At 65.1% G+C, this 20,463-nt stretch carries 20 protein-coding genes and 1 tRNA gene; 14 read left to right on the top strand and 7 right to left on the bottom strand.

Going from position 1 to position 20,463, the window contains the following annotated elements; translation table 11 throughout:
• Positions 1-350 precede the first annotated feature (350 nt).
• Positions 351-1,787: a hypothetical protein gene (locus IEX33_RS18600; RefSeq protein WP_188732372.1), complete on the top strand. Its 1,437-nt coding sequence runs from the start codon at positions 351-353 to the stop codon at positions 1,785-1,787.
• A 194-nt stretch (positions 1,788-1,981) separates the two neighbouring features.
• Here the strand turns inward: IEX33_RS18600 and IEX33_RS18595 are convergent.
• The 4 genes from IEX33_RS18595 to tmk form a co-directional block, all read right to left on the bottom strand.
• Positions 1,982-2,054 (bottom strand) — tRNA-Thr (locus tag IEX33_RS18595).
• Positions 2,055-2,157: 103 nt separating this feature from the next.
• Complete coding sequence (locus IEX33_RS18590; RefSeq protein WP_188732371.1) at positions 2,158-3,723, bottom strand: alpha/beta hydrolase; 1,566 nt, start codon at positions 3,721-3,723, stop codon at positions 2,158-2,160.
• 17 nt (positions 3,724-3,740) lie between these two features.
• Positions 3,741-4,883 (bottom strand): DNA polymerase III subunit delta', encoded by a 1,143-nt coding sequence (locus tag IEX33_RS18585; protein ID WP_188732370.1) that lies wholly within the window; start codon positions 4,881-4,883, stop codon positions 3,741-3,743.
• Positions 4,880-5,578, bottom strand: a complete 699-nt coding sequence (gene tmk / locus IEX33_RS18580; protein ID WP_188732369.1) for a dTMP kinase — start codon at positions 5,576-5,578, stop codon at positions 4,880-4,882. The genes IEX33_RS18585 and tmk overlap by 4 nt, the downstream gene beginning before the upstream one ends.
• 118 nt (positions 5,579-5,696) lie before the next feature.
• Here tmk and IEX33_RS18575 point away from each other — a divergent pair, with 118 nt between their 5' ends.
• On the top strand, positions 5,697-6,887 hold the full coding sequence (locus tag IEX33_RS18575; RefSeq protein ID WP_188732368.1) for a trans-sulfuration enzyme family protein: 1,191 nt from the start codon (positions 5,697-5,699) through the stop codon (positions 6,885-6,887).
• A gap of 9 nt (positions 6,888-6,896) precedes the next feature.
• A complete protein-coding gene (locus IEX33_RS18570; protein ID WP_188732367.1) occupies positions 6,897-7,250 on the top strand; it encodes a DUF2516 family protein in 354 nt (117 codons plus the stop codon).
• Positions 7,251-7,345: 95 nt separating this feature from the next.
• Here IEX33_RS18570 and IEX33_RS18565 read toward each other — a convergent pair whose 3' ends face one another.
• Entirely contained in the window at positions 7,346-8,191 is an 846-nt protein-coding gene (locus IEX33_RS18565) for an O-methyltransferase (protein WP_188732366.1), read from the bottom strand.
• Between the two features lie 95 nt (positions 8,192-8,286).
• On the opposite strand from IEX33_RS18565, the gene IEX33_RS18560 reads away from it, so the two are divergent.
• Complete coding sequence (locus IEX33_RS18560; protein WP_066273814.1) at positions 8,287-9,033, top strand: phosphoglyceromutase; 747 nt, start codon at positions 8,287-8,289, stop codon at positions 9,031-9,033.
• An 88-nt stretch (positions 9,034-9,121) separates the two neighbouring features.
• On the opposite strand, the gene phoU is transcribed toward IEX33_RS18560, so the two are convergent.
• On the bottom strand, positions 9,122-9,784 hold the full coding sequence (gene phoU, locus IEX33_RS18555; protein WP_188732365.1) for a phosphate signaling complex protein PhoU: 663 nt from the start codon (positions 9,782-9,784) through the stop codon (positions 9,122-9,124).
• A gap of 205 nt (positions 9,785-9,989) precedes the next feature.
• Between phoU and IEX33_RS18550 the strand changes: the two genes are divergently transcribed.
• Positions 9,990-11,246 carry a sensor histidine kinase gene (locus tag IEX33_RS18550; protein ID WP_188732413.1) on the top strand — a complete coding sequence of 419 codons (1,257 nt, stop codon included), beginning with the start codon at positions 9,990-9,992 and terminating at the stop codon, positions 11,244-11,246.
• A complete protein-coding gene (locus IEX33_RS18545) occupies positions 11,243-11,923 on the top strand; it encodes a response regulator transcription factor (protein ID WP_066273817.1) in 681 nt (226 codons plus the stop codon). The genes IEX33_RS18550 and IEX33_RS18545 overlap by 4 nt, the downstream gene beginning before the upstream one ends.
• Before the next feature lie 126 nt (positions 11,924-12,049).
• On the opposite strand, the gene IEX33_RS18540 is transcribed toward IEX33_RS18545, so the two are convergent.
• On the bottom strand, positions 12,050-12,613 hold the full coding sequence (locus IEX33_RS18540) for a hypothetical protein (RefSeq protein WP_377090083.1): 564 nt from the start codon (positions 12,611-12,613) through the stop codon (positions 12,050-12,052).
• A 257-nt stretch (positions 12,614-12,870) separates the two neighbouring features.
• On the opposite strand from IEX33_RS18540, the gene IEX33_RS18535 reads away from it, so the two are divergent.
• From IEX33_RS18535 to IEX33_RS18500, 8 genes are all read left to right on the top strand, one after another.
• The gene (locus IEX33_RS18535) at positions 12,871-13,353 is read left to right on the top strand and encodes a CarD family transcriptional regulator (protein WP_011690592.1); all 483 of its coding nucleotides are present in this window, start codon (positions 12,871-12,873) and stop codon (positions 13,351-13,353) included.
• Between the two features lie 122 nt (positions 13,354-13,475).
• Positions 13,476-14,258: a 2-C-methyl-D-erythritol 4-phosphate cytidylyltransferase gene (gene ispD / locus IEX33_RS18530; protein ID WP_188732364.1), complete on the top strand. Its 783-nt coding sequence runs from the start codon at positions 13,476-13,478 to the stop codon at positions 14,256-14,258.
• 17 nt (positions 14,259-14,275) lie between these two features.
• Positions 14,276-14,776, top strand: coding sequence for a 2-C-methyl-D-erythritol 2,4-cyclodiphosphate synthase (ispF, locus tag IEX33_RS18525; RefSeq protein ID WP_174178758.1), 501 nt, complete (start codon positions 14,276-14,278; stop codon positions 14,774-14,776).
• A 9-nt stretch (positions 14,777-14,785) separates the two neighbouring features.
• On the top strand, positions 14,786-16,261 hold the full coding sequence (gene cysS / locus IEX33_RS18520; protein ID WP_188732363.1) for a cysteine--tRNA ligase: 1,476 nt from the start codon (positions 14,786-14,788) through the stop codon (positions 16,259-16,261).
• A gap of 102 nt (positions 16,262-16,363) precedes the next feature.
• A complete protein-coding gene (rlmB, locus tag IEX33_RS18515) occupies positions 16,364-17,353 on the top strand; it encodes a 23S rRNA (guanosine(2251)-2'-O)-methyltransferase RlmB (protein ID WP_066273821.1) in 990 nt (329 codons plus the stop codon).
• A 106-nt stretch (positions 17,354-17,459) separates the two neighbouring features.
• Positions 17,460-19,571, top strand: coding sequence for a glycogen debranching protein GlgX (glgX, locus tag IEX33_RS18510; protein WP_188732362.1), 2,112 nt, complete (start codon positions 17,460-17,462; stop codon positions 19,569-19,571).
• 18 nt (positions 19,572-19,589) lie between these two features.
• Positions 19,590-20,087 carry a ribonuclease domain-containing protein gene (locus IEX33_RS18505; RefSeq protein WP_188732361.1) on the top strand — a complete coding sequence of 166 codons (498 nt, stop codon included), beginning with the start codon at positions 19,590-19,592 and terminating at the stop codon, positions 20,085-20,087.
• Between the two features lie 8 nt (positions 20,088-20,095).
• Complete coding sequence (locus IEX33_RS18500) at positions 20,096-20,452, top strand: barstar family protein (RefSeq protein ID WP_188732360.1); 357 nt, start codon at positions 20,096-20,098, stop codon at positions 20,450-20,452.
• Positions 20,453-20,463 lie beyond the last annotated feature (11 nt).

The raw sequence follows: 20,463 nt of genomic DNA, 5'->3' as shown, positions 1-20,463 counted from the left end.
CGGCGCCTCCGCCGGCGTTCCTTGGTCAGAGACGCCCTCCGAAGGTGTTCATCCCGGGCTTGGGCGCGCCCGGGACCCTGCATGATCAGCCACGGATACGATGCCACTGCATCATTGGAAGCTTTCAAGGGGGAAGCATGTCTAAAACCATTCCACAGGCATCGAAGAGGTCTCGTGCCTGGATCTGGCTGATTGTAATCGGCCCCATTCTGAGTGTTGTTGGTCTCATCACAGGTTTCGCGAGTGCAGGATCGGCGTGCCGAAGCGTCGTTGGCCCGAAGGAAGAGTTGGTCACGTCGTACGGGACGTTGCAGGGCATGGGCGGTGGGGAACGCACCTGTGAGAGTGTCATGGACACCGTGGCTGTGCCGACGTGGACCTTCATCGTGCTGGGACTCGTCCTGTTCCTCACCGGGATCATTGTCCGTTCCGCCACCAGGAAGCGGGCATATGTTGCCGGGGAACAGCGGCCTAGAAAACAGGGAGTCAATCGGCGGTCGATTCTTCAGGGTGCGGTGGCGTTTTTCGCGACGGCCCTGGCCGGCGCGGCTCCGGCGTACGCGAATGGAAACGTCCGGTACGTCAGCGCATCAGGTTCCGACAGTAATCCGGGAAGCGTGACGGCGCCCTGGCGCACCCTTGCCAAGGTACGCTCAGCCATGGCATCGGGCGACCTGCAACGCGGCTCCATTGTCCTGTTCAAGCGCGGGGACGACTTTTACGGGTCCATCCATATGCCGTCCCTGATCGGATCTTCAGGAACGCTGACTATCGGGGCGTACGGTGAGGGAGCTCGGCCTCGCTTGCTGGGCTATAAGGTGAGCAAGGCTGCATGGACGCAGTACAGCGGGAACATTTGGAAGCTGAACATCGCGGCGAACAGTGGCCAGTATTCGGGCAACACGTCCGAGGCTTCCACCAACGTGGGATTTCTGAAGGCTGCTGGCATGATTCACGGCCGGAAACGTTGGGCTATTTCCGAGTTGGCGGCAGACTGGGAGTTTTTCAGCGACTCCACGTACGTGTACGTTCGCTTGGGGGTAAACCCTGGGGCGGGCGTGGCCATTTCCGTTCAACGGGACATTCTGCGGCTGGCCTCGCATACCACAGTGCAGGACCTGTACCTTGGCGGCACCGGAGCGCATGGTGTTACTACCGGCGGCAAGAACGTTGTTATCCAGCGGAACGAAATCGAGTGGATAGGCGGTTCTGCCCTCTCGGGAACTACGCGATACGGCAACGGGGTGGAACTATACGTGGGCGCGGCGAGGGTCATGATCCGGGAGAACGCGGTCCGGCAGACGTACGACGTCGCGCTGTCGGCACAGGGTACCGGCACGGCAGGCTGGACCGACATTACGTGGGAATCCAATCGGCTTGAGAACTGCAACATGTCGCTGGAACTGTGGGGTAAGGGCGGCGGCACGGGATTTCTTAGGTGCAGGTTCATAAACAACACCTGCATTGACGCCGGCTACTCGTGGGCTGCGCTCATCCGGTCCGACCGGGACGGCAAGGGAACGCACCTGTTGACCTATTCCATGGAAGTCCCTGTGGACGTGGAAATCACGGGCAACAGTTTCCTCGGGGCGCGGGACAACTACACCCGCAACAGCGGGGACAGGCAGATACCCGCCGGGATCATCACCCATCGCAACACCATCAAGCTGGGCACCGGTAAAAAGATCGCGTACGGGGTTGAAAACCCGGAGACCAGCGAACAGGCCGCGCAATGGCAGGCGCGGACGGGCAGGGAGCAGGCCTCAGTCTTCGCTGTGAGTTACTGACGGCCTGAAACAAAGGAAACCGGCCATCCCAGCAGCGCACGTACTACCGTCGTAGCCTGGACACGCTGCGACGGTAGCTCTGCGTCCGCGGGTAACAATTCCAGCGCCGGCTGTGGACCTCAAAGGGGGTTACCGCTTAACCAGCGAAAAACCCCGGAAACCCCTAAAGCATGGGTTGTCCGGGGTTTATCCCGAGCTTCCTATCAGAATCGAACTGATGACCTTTTCATTACGAGTGAAACGCTCTACCGACTGAGCTAAGGAAGCACCGCACGAATCTCCGGCAAAACCGGGCGCTTCATGCAAGAGTCAACTGTAATAGAGTCCCCGCGCCCGGGTCAAAATGGGCGGCCGGGACAGGGTGAGGCCTTCAGCACACCGTGTTGTCGGCGGGAACCTGGCCGCTTACCAGGTAGCTGTCCACGGCGTCCTCGATGCAGCTGTTGGACCGGCCGTACGCGGTGTGGCCTTCGCCTTCCCACGTGAGGAGTGCAGCGTTGCCCAGCTGCTTGCGCAGCGATGACGCCCATTCCACCGGGGTGGCAGGGTCGCCGGTGGTGCCGATGACAACGATGGGGGAGCCGCCGCTGTATTCCATCGGCGACGGCGTGCGCACGCTCTCATACGGCCAGTCCACGCAGTTTGTGCCTCCGTATGCAAAGAAGTACCCGAAGGTGGGTGAGTCCTGCATCAGGCGCTGCTGCTCCGCACGCATGGCGGCTGTCTCGGACTCCATGGGGTAGTCAAGGCAGTTGATGGCATTGAAGGCGAAGGTGGAATTGGACGTATACGTCCCGTTGGAAGAGCGGTCGGCCCCCAGGTCTGCGAGCCGCAGCATGAGGCTGACGTCTCCCGTCATTGCCGCTTCCAGGGCCTGAGTGAGGGCGGGCCAGCTTTGGTCGTTGTACAGCGGCGTGATCAGGCCGCTGACGAACATGGTGGCATTTACCACCCGCCCGTCCTTGGCGGTCGGCGGCGTTTGCTGGACCGCGGCGATCAGGTCGCGGATCTGCTGGACACCGGAATCCACGTCCCCGCTCAGGGGGCATCCGTCCTGCCCCTGGCAGCTGGCAACATAGGCGCGGATTGCCTTCTCGAAGGCACGGGCCTGCCCGCTGGTCAGCTCCTCGTTGCTGATGGAGGGGTCCAGCGCTCCATCCAGCACCATCCGTCCCACATTGTCAGGGAACAGGGAAGCGTAGGTTGAGCCCAGGAACGTGCCGTAGGAGTAGCCAAGATAGTTGAGTTTCGGATCATTGACCACGGCCCGAAGAACGTCCACGTCCTTAGCGGAACTGACCGTATCGATGTTCCCCAGCACCGGACCCGTCTGCTCCTCGCACTGGGCCGCAGTTGCCTTGTTGTCCGCCAGGACCTCGGCAAGTCCGGCATCGGTTTCGAGGTCGTAGATCTTGGACCTGGCGGCATCCCGTTCGGCGTCGGTCATGCACGTGACGGGGGCTGAGCGTTTCACGCCCCGGGGGTCAAAGCCCACAAGGTCGTAGGAATCCCGTACAGCCTGGGAAAAATGTGTCCCGGCCGCATCCTTGACGAAGTCATAGCCTGACGCACCCGGACCGCCCGGGTTGACCAGGAGGCTGCCCGTTTTCTTTCCCGTGCTTGGAGCCCGCAGCGCGGCAATCTGGATTGTCTCGCCGTCGGGGTTGCCGTAGTCCATGGGCACCGTCACGCTGGCGCACTGGAACTCGTTCTCGCATGGCTCCCAGACGACCTCCTGGGAGTAGAACTCCTCAAGACCTTCCGGTGCAGATGCAACGATCGACGGGTCGGCCTTGGCAGTGGCGGCCTCCTGGCTGCGGTCTTCTCCATTCAGGAGGCTGCAGGACGCCAGGACCATGGCCAGGACCATGGCCCCGAGGGCACGGACGCCAACCGCCGCGAATCGCGGGCGTACGGGCAGGGGGCGGGCAGTCATCGGGTCTCCTTGAAGGACTAGATCAGGCTGGCTGCCATGGACTCAATGGTCAACAGCGGTGCAACGTTAGTGGTGGTGATGCGTTCGCGGGCTTTGTTGATGGCATCCATCCGGGCAAGCGTTGACTCCGGCGTGGAGCGGTGGGCGAACGCCTCCAATTCACCCCTGAGCTCAACGTTTACGAGCTCCACGGCATTCCCCAGCTGGATAATCAGCACATCACGATAGAAGGACAGAAGATCCGTCAGCGTCCGGTCCAGCGAGTCCGTGATGGACCGTTTGGCCCGCCTCTTCTGGTCGTCCTCCAGCTGCTTTACCTGGCTGCGCATGGCCGGAGGAAGCGTCCCGGATTCCGGTGCGCCCAGTGTTGCCAGCAGCGCGGCCTTCTCCGCAGCGTCCCGTTCCTCATTGGAACTGTTGGCCTCTGCGGTGGCGATCTTGACCAGCTTGTCTGCCATCATCACTGCAGCAGTGACGCCCCGCAGGCCGAGCGGGAACCGGACAGTTTCCAGCCGGCGCTCCCTCGCAGCGGGGTCGCGCGCCAGCCGGCGGGCAATGCCAACATGGCTCTGCGCCGCCCGGGCGGCACGCTCAGCGAGCGCCGGATCCACGCCGTCGCGCTTCACCAGCAGGGCAGCGACGTCAGCGGCAGGCGGCAGCCGCAAAGCCACGCTGCGGCAGCGCGAACGGATGGTCACCAGGACGTCCGCCGGGGACGGGGCGCACAGCATCCACACGGTCCGGGGAGTGGGTTCCTCGATGGCTTTGAGGAGGACGTTGGTGGTGCGTTCGGCCATGCGGTCCGCATCCTCCACCACGATGATGCGCCACCGACCTGTCGAGGGCCTGTTGCCGGCCGTGGCCACCAGTTCCCGGGCTTCGTCAATGGTGATGGTGACCTTCTCGGTCCGGACGAACGTGACGTCCGAATGGGTCTCACCCAGGATGGTCAGGCAGGCGGAGCAGTGGCCGCATCCGCGCTGGCTGACGTCGTCCTGGTCGCAGTTCAGTGCCGCGGCAAAGGCCTTCGCCGCGTTCGAGCGCCCGGAGCCCGGCGGGCCGGTAAAAAGCCACGCGTGCGTCAGCCCCTCGCCGCTGGAGGCCTGCCGCAGTTGTTCGACGACGGCGGGTTGCCCTTGCAGGTCGTCCCACACCGTCACGGCCGGCCACCTGCCGACGGCTCATGTCCCGGAAGAACATCTGCCGGGACGCTGTGATGCGCGGCCAGGAGGCTTTCCACCCGTTCAAGAATCTGTTCCGCCAGCTCTCCGACAGGGTGATGGGCGGACAGCACGAGGTAGGACTCCGGACGGCTGCGGGCCATCTCCAGGAAGGCCTCCCGGATACGGGTATGGAAGTCATCAGCTTCAGATTCCAGCCGGTCTTCGGCAGCATCGCCGGCTGTCCGGCGGCGGCGGCCGACGGCGGGGTCGACATCCAGCAGGACGGTGAGGTGGGGCTGCAGGCCGGAAGTGGCCCACTCATTAAGGGACAGTACGGCGTCCTCGCCCAGTCCGCGTCCTGCCCCCTGGTAGGCCACCGACGAGTCGATGTAACGGTCCGTCAGGACGATCTCACCGCGTTCCAGGGCAGGCCGGATGACCTGGGTGGCGTGCGCGGCCCGGGACGAGGCAAAGATGAGCGCTTCCGTGCGGGCATCGATGTGGCCGTGGCCGTGATCCAATACCAGTGAACGCAGTTTTTCGCCGATGGGAGTTCCGCCTGGCTCACGGGTACGCAGGACGGTGAGGCCCCGGGATTCCATGGCTTCTGCAAGCCGGGCAGCCTGCGTTGATTTGCCGGCGCCGTCGCCGCCCTCAAACGCGATGAAAAGCCCGGCCCTTTGTTTGCTCACCCATCAAGCGTACCGATCCCCGCTGACAAAACCGATCGGGCCTGTGGACGGAGTCCGGGTGCTGCACCTGCGGGTAACAGCTTTCCGGGGGACTGCTGACGGACAGTACGCTTTCACCATGAGTCTCTCCGAACAGCAGGCCGCGGCGCTCTCAGCCGAAACGGTGGTGGTTGCGGCCGGGCGTCCCCCCAGGGAAAGGGACCAGCCGGTCAACCACCCAGTCGTCCTTTCCTCCACATACTTTGGCACCGGGGCCCTCGGGGACGGCGACCGCGGGTACGGCCGGTATTCCAATCCCACCTGGGATCCCTTCGAAGAAGCGCTCGGCCAGCTTGAAGGTTCCAAGCTGCCGGGGCTGCTCTACTCATCAGGGCTTGCGGCGGTCAGCTCGGCCCTTTCCCTGATCCCCCCAGGGGGAGTTCTGGTGATGCCCGCGCACAGCTACTCCGGGTCCTTGGTGATGGCTTCGGAACTGGCGCAGAAGGAATTCGTCGAACTGCGCACCGTGGACATTGCCGACACGGATGCCGTCAAGGCCGCCCTGGCACCGAACGGACCCAACGCCCGGGCTGCTTCCATGCTGTGGCTGGAAAGCCCCACTAACCCGATGCTCGGCATCGCCGACGTCCAGGCCCTGACGGCTGCGGCGCATGCCGTCGGCGCTATCGTCGTCACGGACAACACCTTCTCCACACCCCTGGTGCAGCAGCCCCTGGCCTTGGGGTCCGACGTCGTCCTGCACTCGGTGACGAAGTATCTGGCTGGCCATTCCGACGTCGTCCTGGGCGCCCTGGTGACGTCCAACGCGGACATCCGCTCGGCCCTGCTCCACAACCGGACCATCCACGGCGGGATTGCGGGACCCTTCGAGGCTTGGCTGGCGCTGCGCGGCCTGCGGACCCTGGCGCTGCGGATAGAACGCTCCCAGGCTTCTGCCATGGTGTTGGCTGAACGCCTTGGCGCACACCCGGCCATCGAGTCCATCCGTTTCCCGGGCCTGCCCGCGGATCCCGGCCATGAACGCGCAAAGGCGCAGATGAAGGGGTTTGGCTCCATCATCTGCGTGCAGGTTGCCCCTGCCGCAGGGCTGAGCGGCGCTGACACTGCTGACAAACTCGTCCGCGCGCTGCAGCTGTGGCTCCCCGCGACGTCCCTGGGCGGCGTTGAGTCCCTCATTGAACGACGACGGCGGCACACCGCCGAGCCGGTGAGCGTTCCGGAGAATTTGGTGCGGCTCAGTGTGGGAATCGAAAACGTGGAGGACCTCTGGGCCGATTTGAAGCGGGCGCTGGACTCGCTGGGCGGCTAGGCTGGGCTTGTGGACGGTGAACTGATTATTCGGCCTGTAGAGCAGGCAGTGTTCTTTATTCTTGCCCTGGTGGCGCTGGGCCTTGAGCTGTGGGCTGTGGCCGACTGCGCCCGGCACCGTTCCAACGCGTTCGAGGCCACGGGCAAGAGGACCAAGGCTTTCTGGCTGGCACTGACCGGCGGAGCAGCCCTGATCGGTGTCATCTCGTTCTTCAGCAGCGGAGGCGGCTTTTTCGGCACGCTGGGCCTGTTCGGACTCGCGGCCGTGGTGGCCGCGTCCGTTTACTTGGCGGACGTGCGGCCGGCAGTCAAGGACGCAGGCCGGGGCGGCAGCCGCAACACCGGCCCCTATGGTCCCTGGTAAGCCTGCCGCGTGGCTGACTGCGCCTTTCACACCACAAGCCCCACAGGTTAGCTAGGCCAGGGAGCCTGCCCGCGGGAACCCTGCTTCCGGCGCCGTCAGGCCAGGGGAGCTACGGCATCCCAGCCCACGGTGAACTCGCCCAGCCGCCACCGGGCGGGCCCGTCCTGCACCGGCCAGCCCGCGTCCCGCAACGTCCGGCACATGCCCTGCCACCGCTGCCTGTTCCCGAAGGAAGCCAGCGGCGCGCACTCCAGCCAGGCCCGGTCCATGGCCTGCATCAGGGCGTGCACCGGTTCTCCGGGAACGTTGCGGTGGATCAGGGCCTTGGGCAGTCTTTCGGCAACGTCCGAGGGCAGTTCGAAGCTGCCGAACCGGACAGAGATGCTGAGGGACAGGGGCCGTTCTGCGTCCAGCGCCACCCAGGTGACGCGCCGCCCGATCTCATCGCAGGTGCCGTCGATGAACAGGCCGCCAGGGCTCAGGCGGTCCTGCACCAGCCGCCAGATACCGGGAACGTCAGCTTCCTCGTACTGCCGCAGGACGTTGAACGCCCGCACCAGGACCGGCCGTCCCGGCACGGGCAGTTCGAAGCCGCCCACCCGGAAGCTCAAGCCAGGCCGTTGCAGGGGGAGGGCGGCGCGGACGCGTTCGGGCTCAATCTCGATTCCAAAGACCTGCACATCCGGGCGGACGGCAGCGAGCCGGTCAAAGAGTTCGACGGCGGTGGCGGGCGTCGCGCCATAGCCCAGGTCCACCACCAGGGGATCGACGGCGTTCCGGAGCCGCCAGGCCTGAGGCCCGGCCAACCAGCGGTCCACCCGGCGCATCCGGTTGGGATTGGTGGTTCCGCGGGTCACGTTGCCCACCGGCCTGCCCGGCCTGCCGGTGCTGTTCCTGCCGGAAATCTGCGGGGCAGTCACCCGTTCAGCTTTTTGCACCACGGCCCCACCTTATCCCTGCAGCCGGAGGTGGCGCGTCACCGGACCGGCTTGTAACGCTGGGCAGGCGGCGGCAGCGCTCGGCTAGGATGAAAATCATGACTTACAAGCTGATTCTGCTGCGCCACGGCCACAGCGAATGGAACGCCAAGAACCTGTTCACCGGCTGGGTGGACGTAGACCTCAACGACCAGGGCCGCACGGAAGCAGCACGCGGCGGCGAGCTCCTGGTTGAGAACAATGTTCTCCCGGACATCCTCTACACCTCCCTGCTGAAGCGGGCCATCAACACTGCGAACATCTCCCTGGACAAGGCTGACCGCGGCTGGATCCCGGTGAAGCGCGACTGGCGCCTGAACGAACGCCACTACGGCGCCCTGCAGGGCAAGGACAAGGCCCAGACCCTTGCAGAGTACGGCGAGGAGCAGTTCATGGAATGGCGCCGCTCCTACGACACCCCTCCGCCGCCCCTGGACGACGACTCCGAGTTCTCCCAGGCGCACGATCCCCGCTACGCGGACCTGGGCGACGCACTCCCGCGCACGGAATGCCTTAAGGACGTCCTGGTCCGCCTGCTGCCGTACTGGGAATCGGACATCAAGGAGGACCTCAAAGCCGGCAAGACCGTCCTGGTCACGGCCCACGGCAACTCCCTGCGCGCCCTGGTCAAGCACCTGGACGGTATCAGCGACGAAGCCATCGCCGGCCTGAACATCCCCACCGGTATCCCGCTGGTGTACGACCTCGATGAGAACTTCCAGCCGATCAAGCCTGGCGGCACCTACCTTGACCCGGAAGCCGCGGAGCAGGCCATCCTGGCGGTAGCGAACCAGGGCAAGAAATAGGGCATTAAACAACGACGGCGGGCTGGTCACCTCAGGTGACCAGCCCGCCGTCGTCTGTTCCCGTAAAACTCCCGAGGGTTTAGAGCGTTTAGCTGTGTTCTGTCCCGGTGGGCTGCCAGGCGCCGGTCACCAGGTAGGTGACCTTCTGGGCCACTGACACGCCATGGTCCGCGAAGCGTTCGAAGTAGCGGCTGGCGAGTGCAACATCCACCGTGGTGGCGGGCGATTCATTCCACTCCGGTGCCGCGATGGCCTTGAAGACGCTGAGGTGGAGGTCGTTGATGGCCGTATTCGCCTTCAGGATGTCCCTCGCCACCTCAAGGTCGCGGGTTTCCAGGAGGACGGTCAGCTTGTCGGCGATTTCCTGGTCCAGCTCGGCCATGCGCTTGAAGGTGCCGGTCATGGATTCCGGAATGACAGTGGACGGGTAGCGCAGGCGTGCCAGCTGGGCAATGTGCCGGGCAAGGTCGCCCATCCGCTCGAGGGAAGCGCTCATCCGCAGCGAGCCCACAATCATCCGCAGGTCGCTGGCCACCGGCCCCTGCAACGCCAGGATGTCGATGGCGCGCTCATCGAGGCTGTTCTGCAGGAAGTCGATGCGGGCATCCGCAGCGATGACGTCCTGCGCAAGGTCCACGTCAGCCACTTCGAAGGATGTGGTGGCCTTGTCCATCGCTTCGCTGACCAGCCGGGAGATCTCCACGAGCTGGTCGCCGACCTGGGTCAGCTCTTCCTGAAAAACCTTACGCACGTGGGCGTCCTTTCCTTGTAACTCCCGCCGGCCCAAGTCCGGGCAGCGGGAATCGCGTCGCCAATCGGCACTCCAACTGGCTACTCTGCCAGCGCCGGGTGAACGGCGAGGCCCTTGAAGGTGAACGTTAGTTGAACCGTCGCAAGAGGAGGCCCGGACGCGCCGATCAGCGTCTTCCAGAGCATAAGGTGGAGCTGTGGATCCTATGCTCATCGGCTTGGTGGCCGGCCTCGTCGGCCTGGCGCTCGGCACGTTCGGCGTGCTCGCGTACCGGGTCAGCGAGCGGCAGCGGCAACTGCTGGACGTGGACACCGAAGAACCGGCCCTGCCGCCGGGCGCTGCCGAGGTGCTGGCCGTCGTCGGCCGCGCCTTCGTGGTGGTGGACGCCGTGGACGGCGTGGTCCGGGCCAGCCCGGCAGCCTACGCCTACGGCCTTGTCCGCGGCCACACCGTGGTCCACAAGGAACTGCTGGACATGACGGCGGGCGTCCGGCGCGACGGCGTCATCCTGGAGAAGCAGCTGGAGCTTCCCCGCGGCCCGCTCGGCCAGGGAACCATCATCGTCCAGATCCGGGCCGCGATGCTCGGTGAGGAATACATCCTGCTGCTCGCGGATGACCGCACGGAGATCACCAGGACCGAAGAGATCCGGAACGATTTCGTAGCCAACGTTTCCCATGAGCTGAAAACCCCCGTGGGTGCCATTTCGCTGCTCGCCGAAGCCTTGGAGTCCTCGGCGGATGACGAACTTGCGGTCAGGCGCTTCGCTAAACGCATGCACAAGGAGTCAGGCCGGCTGGCCGCACTGGTGCAGGACATCATCGAGCTGTCCAGGCTGCAGGGGGCCAGCGTGGCGCAGCAGGGCAGGCCGGTTGACGTCAATGCCGTCATAGCCGAGGCGGTGGACCGCTCCCAGCTTCCGGCGGAGAGCAAGAACATCCGGATCGTGGTGGGCGGGCGGACCGACGCGAAGGTCTTCGGGGACCAGGACCTGCTGGTCACCGCGCTCCGTAACCTGATCGACAACGCCATCCGCTACTCCCCGGAAAACACCCGGGTGGGGATCGGCGTCCGCAGCAGGGAAGGCCTGGTCTCCATTTCTGTGACGGACCAGGGTGAGGGACTCAGCCCCGAGGACCAGGAACGCGTCTTTGAACGGTTCTACCGGGTGGACTCGGCACGGTCCCGCCATACCGGCGGCACCGGCCTGGGCCTGAGCATCGTCAAGCATGTGGCCTCCAACCACGGCGGCGAGGTGACCCTGTGGTCCCAGCCAGGGCAGGGATCCACGTTCACCCTCCGGCTTCCCGAAATGGAAGGCCAGGACGGCGGGGAACAGCCGGATCCTGCCTCCGCCCCCACTGCCCCCGCCGCCGCGGGCTCCCGGAAGAGCCCGGACGAGCCACATGTCACCCAAGGACCCGGCGCCGCCGGCGCAACAGAACGAGGAGCAACAGCTTGAGCAGGATCTTGATTGTCGAGGATGAGGAGTCGTTCAGCGATCCCCTGTCCTATTTGCTGGGCAAGGAAGGCTTTGAGGTGGAGGTCGTGGACAACGGCCTGGACGCCATCACCGAATTCGACCGGAACGGCGCGGACCTGGTGCTGCTGGATCTGCAGCTTCCCGGACTCTCCGGCACGGAAGTGTGCCGCCAGCTCCGCCAGCGGTCCAGCGTCCCGGTGATCATGCTGACGGCCAAAGACGCCGAAATCGACAAAGTGGTGGGCCTGGAACTTGGCGCCGACGACTATGTCACCAAGCCCTATTCGTCCCGCGAGCTCGTGGCAAGGGTCAGGGCAGTACTGCGGCGCCAGGGCGAACCGGAGGAACTCGTCTCCTCCACCGTGCAGGCTGGGCCGGTGCGGATGGACATCGAACGCCATGTGGTCAGCGTGGGCGGAGAACAGGTGCTGCTGCCGCTGAAGGAGTTCGAGCTCCTCGAAATGCTGCTGCGCAACTCGGGCCGGGTGCTCACCCGCGGCCAGCTGATCGACCGTGTGTGGGGTTCCGACTATGTGGGGGACACCAAGACCCTGGACGTCCACGTGAAGCGGTTGCGCGGCAAGATCGAGCCGGATCCCTCAGCCCCGCGGTTCCTGGTCACCGTGCGGGGGCTGGGCTACAAGTTCGAGCCGTAAGGCGCCGGCGCCGGCGTCCGGCGGACGTGCCGCAGGACAGGAAACAGGTTACGAATGACATACAAAAGGAGGGGCCGCCAGGCCCCTCCTTTTGTGTGCTTGACTGCTGGCGGCCAGCGCGGCTGCCTAGTGGTCGTCGCCCCCGGCGGCTTCTTCGGATTCCGACGGCGACGGGCTGGCAGAGGTGGGTGCAGGAGTGCTCCCGGCCGGCAGGTATTCCTTGTACTCGGGCAGCGTGGTGTCCAGCACGGGAACCTTCACCGTGTTGCTGACGTTGGTGCCGTCCTCGCTGATCTTGACGTCCACGAGCGAGCCCGGGATTCCGCCCGTGGTGCTGAGGATGGCTTCGTCGGAACTCTCGTTGAGCAGGGTGTACGAGTTGGCCTTGACGGGAACTTCGGTCTGCGAACCTTCCGCACCGTTGACCGTGAGGGTCACGTCCTGGGAAGAGGAGTTGTACACGGCGCCGATCAGGCGGCCCGGCTGGTCCTCGCCTGCGGAGACGATCAGGATGTTGCGCAGCTCCAGCGGACCGAGGTCGGCGATGATGCCGTCAGACGCCTGGTACCGGGCGGTGGTCTGCTGGGAATTGGTGTACCCGCAGCCCGCCGTCAGCAGGCCCACGCCAAGGGCGGCTGCCGTCAGTGCCAGTTTGCCGCGCTGGGCCCGGGTCATCGCAGTGAAACGCACGTCGCGTACTCCTCAAGAGTCTTGAAACATTAATCACGCATAGCCTATCCGCAAAGCGGGCCAAACGAGGATTCGGCGGTGTCACATCACCCTTCCTTCAGGCCCCCTGCATGCACTATTATCCGTGTTCGTCAAGGGGGTGGAGGGGTCCGATTAGGCCTATTTTCCGCGTATTTCTGCGGTTCCCGGCCCTCTTCCCGGCCGGTCATATGCCTGAATCGTGATAAACTGGTCAGCGGGAAAGGGGAAATGTCCACATGGTATTTGAGGTCGGCGAGACAGTAGTTTACCCTCACCACGGTGCTGCGAAGATTGAAGAAATCAAGATGCGCACCATCAAGGGCGAAGAGAAAATGTATCTCAAGCTCAAGGTGGCCCAGGGTGATCTGACCATTGAAGTTCCAGCAGAGAACGTTGACCTTGTTGGGGTTCGGGACGTAGTGGGCAAGGAAGGCCTGGAGCACGTATTTGATGTGCTTCGTGCTGAGTTCACGGAGGAACCCACCAACTGGTCACGTAGGTACAAGGCAAATCTGGAGAAGCTTGCTTCCGGTGACGTCATCAAGGTTGCAGAGGTCGTCCGCGACCTGTGGCGCCGCGATCACGACCGGGGCCTTTCCGCAGGCGAGAAGCGAATGCTGGCCAAGGCCCGGCAGATTCTGATTTCAGAACTGGCGCTGGCTGAGAAGACCGACGAAGAGAAGGCTGCAAGCGTTCTCGACGAGGTCCTGGCTTCCTAAGAATTGAACCCCGGTGTCACCCACGTGGTGCCGGGGCTTCTTTTTGCCCAAAATCCTGCCCCTGAAGATTCAACCCCAGGTGTTCAGGCGCCGGCGGCCTGCAGGGACGTAGGCTAGTCCGCATGAGCGAAACACCCACCCGCCCGGTCACCGCAGTGATCCTGGTGGCAGCAGGTTCAGGGCAGAGGCTGGGCTACGGCATCCCGAAAGCGGCGGTTCCGCTGGGCGGCGAACCTATCCTGATGCATGCCCTCCGCGGCATTGTGGCCTCCGGAACCGGCAGCCAGGTGTGCATCGCGCTGCCCCCCGGAGAGGATACGCTCCGCAGGCTGTGCGAGGAGTTCCGGCAGGAACTGGCCGACGGCGCTCCCTTCCTTTCCATTGTGGACGGCGGCGCCACCCGGGCAGAGTCGGTGCGCGCCGGCATGGCGGCCCTGATGGACGGCATAGAGGCAGTGCTGGTGCACGATGCCGCCCGTGCCCTCACGCCCGAGTCGGTCTTCCACCGCGTCACTGACGCACTTGCCGCAGGGGCCGCTGCAGTGATTCCTGCCGTAGCGGTGGTGGACACCGTCAAGACAGTCGCGGCCACCACGGGGAAGGACGCCGACCTGGCGCCGGAGGTGGTGACGGGAACAGCGCCCCGCGAGGAACTCCGTGCGGTGCAGACTCCCCAGGGGTTCCACCTCGACACGCTGCTGAAAGCGCACGAGGCTGCGCGGAGCCTGGACAAGAACGAGTCAGCAGCGGTCACCGATGACGCAATGCTCGTGGAAATGCTCGGGATCCCCGTCCACGTGGTCAGGGGGTCCACCCAATCCCTGAAAATCACCACTCCGCTGGACCTCATCCTCGCCGAAGGGCTCCTGGAGGGCCCGCTTGGTGCGCGCTGGGTGGAAGGCTAGAAATGGAACCTGCGGAAATGATTATTCCCCGCACCGGCATCGGCCTGGACGTACACGCCTATGCCCCCGAAGACCAGCCCTGCCCGCTGTGGCTTGGCGGACTGCTGTGGCCGGGGGAGCGCGGCCTCGCCGGGCACTCCGACGGTGATCCAGTGGCCCATGCGGCTGCGGATGCGCTGTTCTCCGCCGCCGGGCTGGGGGACCTGGGCACGCACTTCGGAACGGACCGGCCCGAGTTCGCCGGCGCCGCAGGAACCACGCTGCTGGCCGAGGCTGCGCGGATTGTCCGCGCTGCCGGGTTCGAGATCGGCAACATTGCCGTCCAGTTCGTCGCCAACCGGCCCAAGTTCGGGCCGCGCCGGGAGGAATCGCAGCAGGTCCTGAGCGACGCCGCCGACGCGCCGGTGAGTGTCACGGCCACCACCAGCGACCACCTTGGATTCACCGGCCGGGGAGAAGGCATCTCCGCAGTGGCCACCGCTTTGGTGTATCCAAGGCCGCACCTTCCCATCAGCTAATCTGGAGCGGTGACCCTGCGCTTCTATGACACTGCCTCCGCCGAAGTCCGGAACTTCGTGCCCCTCGTCGAGGGCAAGGCCAGCCTCTACTATTGCGGGGCCACGGTGCAGGGCATGCCCCACGTGGGCCATATCCGCTCAGCCATCGCTTTCGACCAGCTCACCCGCTGGCTGACCTACCGCGGCTTCCGGGTCACGGTGGTCCGGAATGTCACGGACATCGACGACAAGATCCTGGCCAAGTCCGCAGAATCCTTCGAACCCGGCTTCGACTCCGGACCTGACTCGGTCCGCGAGGAAGAGTGGTGGGCGCTGGCCTACCGTTACGAACAGGAATTCCTCAAGGCCTACGACACCCTGGGTGTCTCCCGGCCCACCTACGAGCCGCGCGCCACCGGCCACATCCCCGAGATGCACGCCCTGATCAGCCAGCTGATCGACCGCGGCCACGCCTACCCCGCCCTGGATGGCTCCGGAGACGTGTACTTCGATGTGCGTTCCTGGAGCAAGTACGGTGCCCTGACCCGGCAGAACATTGACGATATGCAGGCAGCGCCGGACGTCGAGGCCCAATTCAGCAACAGGAAAAAGGACCCCCGCGACTTCGCCTTGTGGAAGGGCTCCAAAGAGGGAGAGCCGACGACGGCGAGCTGGGCCTCCCCGTGGGGCGCCGGCCGTCCGGGCTGGCACCTGGAATGCTCCGCAATGGTCACCAAATACCTTGGCACCGAGTTCGATATCCACGGCGGCGGCCTTGACCTTCGCTTCCCGCACCACGAGAACGAAATGGCCCAGTCCCAGGCCGCAGGCCACCCGTTCGCCAGCTTCTGGATGCACAACGGCATGGTGACGTACGAGGGCGAAAAGATGTCGAAGTCCATCGGCAACACCATCAGCCCGGCCGAGATGCTCGAACTGGCATCGCCGCGGGTGGTCCGCTACTACCTGGGGCAGGCACACTACCGCTCCGTCCTGGACTACCGTCCCACTTCCTTGCAGGAGGCCGCGGCCGCCGTCGAACGCATTGATGGGTTCATTGCCAAAGCCACTACACGCTTTGGATCCGGCGCCGGCCTCGTCGAGGGCAACACCGGCACCGCCGCCGGCGCGCTGCAGGCGTTCTCCGAGGCCATGGACGATGACCTCAACGTCCCGCGGGCCCTGGCTGCGCTGCATGAGACAGTGCGCGCCGGTAACACGGCCCTTGCCGAAGGCTCCGACCAGGACGGCCGCGACGCCCTGGCAGCGGTCATGACCATGACTGAAGTCCTTGGGCTCGACGCCGTCCAGCAGCCCCTCGAGGGCGGCGGCACGGAACACGCCGCCCTGGGTGTACTCGTTGAAGCCCAGCTCGCCGCCCGCGCCGAAGCACGGGCCACCAAGGACTGGGCCGCCTCGGACGCCATCCGGGACACCCTGGCCGCCGCCGGCGTGGTGGTGGAAGACGGGCCGGACGGTCCCACCTGGAGCCTGAAGCGGGACTGACCGGGTTGCCGCCCGCAGGCACTTGGCTCCGGAGCGGGCGATTTTTCCTGGTTCAGTAGACTGGTAGGCAGACTCAGTCAACACAATCAAGGGTGGAACACAATGGCCAACAATGGTCGCCGATCGGTTAAAGCGAAGAAGGGCCCAACCATCGGGACCGGTGGCCACGGCCGCAAGGCCCTGGAAGGCAAAGGCCCCACGCCCAAGGCGGAGGACCGCCCGTACCACAAAGCGCACAAGGCCAAGCAGCTCTCGGAACGGTCCGCAGCCAAGCGCAACCCGGGCGCCCGCAGCGCCGGGGCAGCCCGGTCCGGTCCCAAGGGCCGCGCCACCGAGGAAGTCGTCACCGGCCGCAACTCGGTCGTGGAAGCCCTGCGCGCCGGCATCCCGGCCAAGGCACTGCACGTCGCCATCCGCATCGAAATGGACGACCGCGTCAAGGAATCGCTGAAGCTCGCGGCCGAGCGCGGCATCCCGCTGCTGGAAACAGGCAAGCCTGAACTGGACCGAATGACCGATGACGCCGTGCACCAGGGCCTGGTGCTGCAGATTCCGCCTTATGACTACCAGGATGCCTACGAACTGGCTGAAGACACGGTCGATAAGTGGAAGAAGGGGCACATCTCCAATGCGCCGCTCTTCGTGGCGCTGGACGGCATTACCGATCCCCGCAACCTCGGCGCCATCATCCGCTCGGTTTCCGCCTTCAGCGGCCACGGCGTCATCGTCCCCGAACGCCGCTCCGTGGGTGTGACCGCCTCGGCGTGGAAGACCAGTGCCGGTGCCGCAGTCCGCGTACCCGTGGCACGGGCATCGAACCTGAACAACGCCCTGAAGCAGTTCAAGAACATGGGGATTTTCGTCCTCGGCCTGGACGGCGACGGCGACGTTTCCCTGCCTGACCTGACGCTTGCCACCGAACCCGTGTGCATCGTGGTGGGCTCGGAAGGCAAGGGCCTCAGCAGGCTGGTCCGCGAGAACTGCGACCAGATCGTGTCCATTCCCATTGATTCCGCCATGGAATCGCTGAACGCCTCCATGGCCGTGGGCATCTCGCTCTACGAAGTCTCCCGGCAGCGGGCAGCCAAGTAGGAGCGGGCGGGCACCTCCCCGCTGCAAAATCCCTTCCCTGAGCAGTACCCGGCGCAGCCAAGGCGTCCGGGCAGGACACGTGCCGCTGGCGGCTAATATTTAGGTGATGGTCATGCCGCTCTTCGACACTGCTTCCACCATGGACGCCTCCACGGCCGTTCCGCTCGGTGTGAGTGTTCCGCGCGCCGATTCTGGAGGCTCACGCCACCGGGCAGGCGGGCGTGCCAACGTGGCCTGCTACGCGCCGGGTGTCTCCAGCCTGGAAATCGCATACATCGCACCTGGCGGGGAGTGGAAGCTTCAGTCGCTGCCCAACGTCACCCATGGCGTCCACCACGGGATCGTTGAGGACCTGCCGTACGGATCCCGCTATGGGTTCCGTGCGGCGTCCAGCGAGCAGTCCCTGCCCTTTGCCGTGCCCACCGCGGACGTTGATGACGACGGCGGCCAGCCGCTGCTGCTTGATCCGTACGGCAGGGCCGTGGACCAGCGCGATGGCTTCCTGACCAGCGTGCGCATGGCGGGGGACTTTGACTGGGGAACTGACGAACGCCTCCGGTTGCCGTGGCGCAACACGATCATCTACGAAGCGCACGTCCGCGGACAAAGCATGCTCCACCCCGATGTTCCGGAGGAGCTCCGCGGCACCTACGCCGGCATGGCCCACCCTGCCATCATCGAACACCTCACCAGCCTGGGCATCACGTCGGTGCAGCTGCTGCCCGTGCACTTCCACATGGATGAACCCCACCTGCAGGACCTGGGACTCACCAACTACTGGGGCTACAACACGGCGGCTTTCTTCGCCCTGCATCCTGGCTACGCCACCCGTGCAGCCCAGGAAGCCGGCCCCCAGGCCGTCCAGGACGAGTTCAAGGGCATGGTTAAACTCCTCCATGCCGCAGGGCTGGAAGTCATCCTCGACGTCGTCTACAACCACACGGCGGAGGGCGGCCCCGACGGCCAGACCATCAGTTTCCGCGGGCTGGGGGAGCAGGCGTACTACCGGACGGACGGACACGGAAAATACGTGGACACCACGGGCTGCGGAAACAGCCTGAACTTTGGTGAACCCCGCGTGGTCCAGATGGTGCTGGACTCCCTTCGCTACTGGGTGGACGAGTTCCACATCGACGGCTTCCGTTTCGACCTTGCCGTCACGCTGTGCCGGAATGCAGCCAACGACTTTGACCCCCGGCACCCATTCCTCGTTGCCATTGCCGCGGACCCTGTCCTTTCGGACGTCAAACTGATTGCAGAGCCCTGGGACGTGGGCTACGGCGGCTGGCAGACCGGGCGGTTCCCGGGCGGCTGGGTTGACTGGAACGATCACTTCCGTGACGCGCTGCGGTCATTCTGGCTGGCGGACCGGGCTGCCCTGGAAGCCGGGGGCCACGGCGGGTCCCTGTCCAAACTCGCGGACGGGCTGTCCGGTTCCGCTGCCCTGTTCCAGGCCTCCGGCCGTTCCCGCCTGGCATCGGTCAACTTCATCACCTCCCACGACGGCTTCACGCTCAATGACCTCGTCTCGTTCGACCGCAAGCACAATGAGGACAACGGCGAGGAGAACAGGGACGGGCACGGAGACAACCGCAGCTACAACCATGGTGTCGAAGGCCCCACGGAGGACGGCGTCATCCTGGCCAGGAGGGCCCAGTCCCGCCGCAACCTCATGGCATCGCTGCTCATCTCCCTGGGCGTGCCCATGATCACCGCCGGCGATGAGCTGGCGCGGACCCAGCAGGGAAACAACAACGCCTACTGCCAGGACAACCCCATCGCCTGGCTGGACTGGACCCGGACGCCGGAATCACACGAAATGCTCCGCAGCACCAAGCGGTACATCCGCCTGCGCAAGGAGTTCCTGGCCGCGCAGCCCCACGACTTCCCCGTCCGGGACGAGCAGTCGTACCTCCACTGGTTCGACCAGGACGGCCATCCCATGTCCATGGAACGCTGGAACGATCCCCATCACCGCGTGGTGCAGCTCCTGCTCGGATCCGACAACGGCGCCCTCGCCGGCCTGATGGTGGTGAACGGCAGTAACACCGACGTCCAGATCTCCTTGCCCCGGGTCACCGCAAAAGGCACCCACCCTCAGATGTTCGAGCTCCGCCTGACCACCTCGCCGCTCCACGAGCTGCGCCAGGGCGGCCGGGTTGCGTCAGGGGAGAAGGACCTCGTCGAGGCCCATTCCATCAGTATCTACCGCACCTAGGCCCCGGGGACCACGAGAATGCGCAATCGCTCCATCCTGCCCTTGCTGCTGACTGGCCTGGTGGTACTGGCGCTGCTTGCTTTCGGCGGCACCGGATTCCTGGACCAGCTGACGGAAGGCGCGACGCCGGAGGCCACCTCCAGTTCCGTGCCTGCGCCGAGTGCAGCTTCCGGAGAGCCGGCGGCGCCACAAACCCCGGCTCCGCCCATGGCCGCGCCGGAGAATCCTTCCGGCCTGCCGGAGGTTAGGGAATCGGCGCTTCCGGCCGAGGGCCGCAGGGTGCTTAACCTGATTCGTGCCGGCGGACCGTACCGCTACGGCCAGGACGACCAGACGTTCGGCAACTTTGAACGCATCCTGCCGCGGCAGGACAGGGGCTACTACCGTGAGTACACCGTGCCAACGCCTGGCGAGTCGGACAGGGGAGCACGCCGCATCGTGGCCGGGGCCGGCGGCGACAAGTACTACACCGACGACCACTACGAGTCGTTCAAGTTCATTGTGGAAGGCAGCTGAGCAGAACCATGAAGATCTACTCCGGAGACACCTGGACCCTGGAGGAACTGCAGGAAAAGGTGGCCGACGCCGGCCGCCGCAGCCTGGTGGTCCCCGCTGCGGACAGCAGGAAAGCGGTCTTGGAGGCCTTCGGCGAGGTCCTGGACTTCCCGGAACACTACGGGGTAAACCTCGATGCGCTGAACGATTCGCTGCACGACTTTGCGGACAGCATCACGGACAACGGCAATCCTCCCGTTACCGTGCTATGGCTGGTGGCCGCTCCCTTCCGCAGCGACAGGTCCTTCGGGATCATGTGCGAAATCCTCCAGGACGCTGAACGCTACGCCGGCAAAGACCTGGCCGTTACCGCCGTCCTGCTCTGAACGCGGCTGCC

Source organism: Pseudarthrobacter scleromae, assembly GCF_014644515.1.
GTDB lineage: Bacteria > Actinomycetota > Actinomycetes > Actinomycetales > Micrococcaceae > Arthrobacter > Arthrobacter scleromae.
The sequence above is the reverse complement of the archived record's forward strand: the minus strand, read 5'-3'. Positions and strand labels throughout refer to the sequence as shown.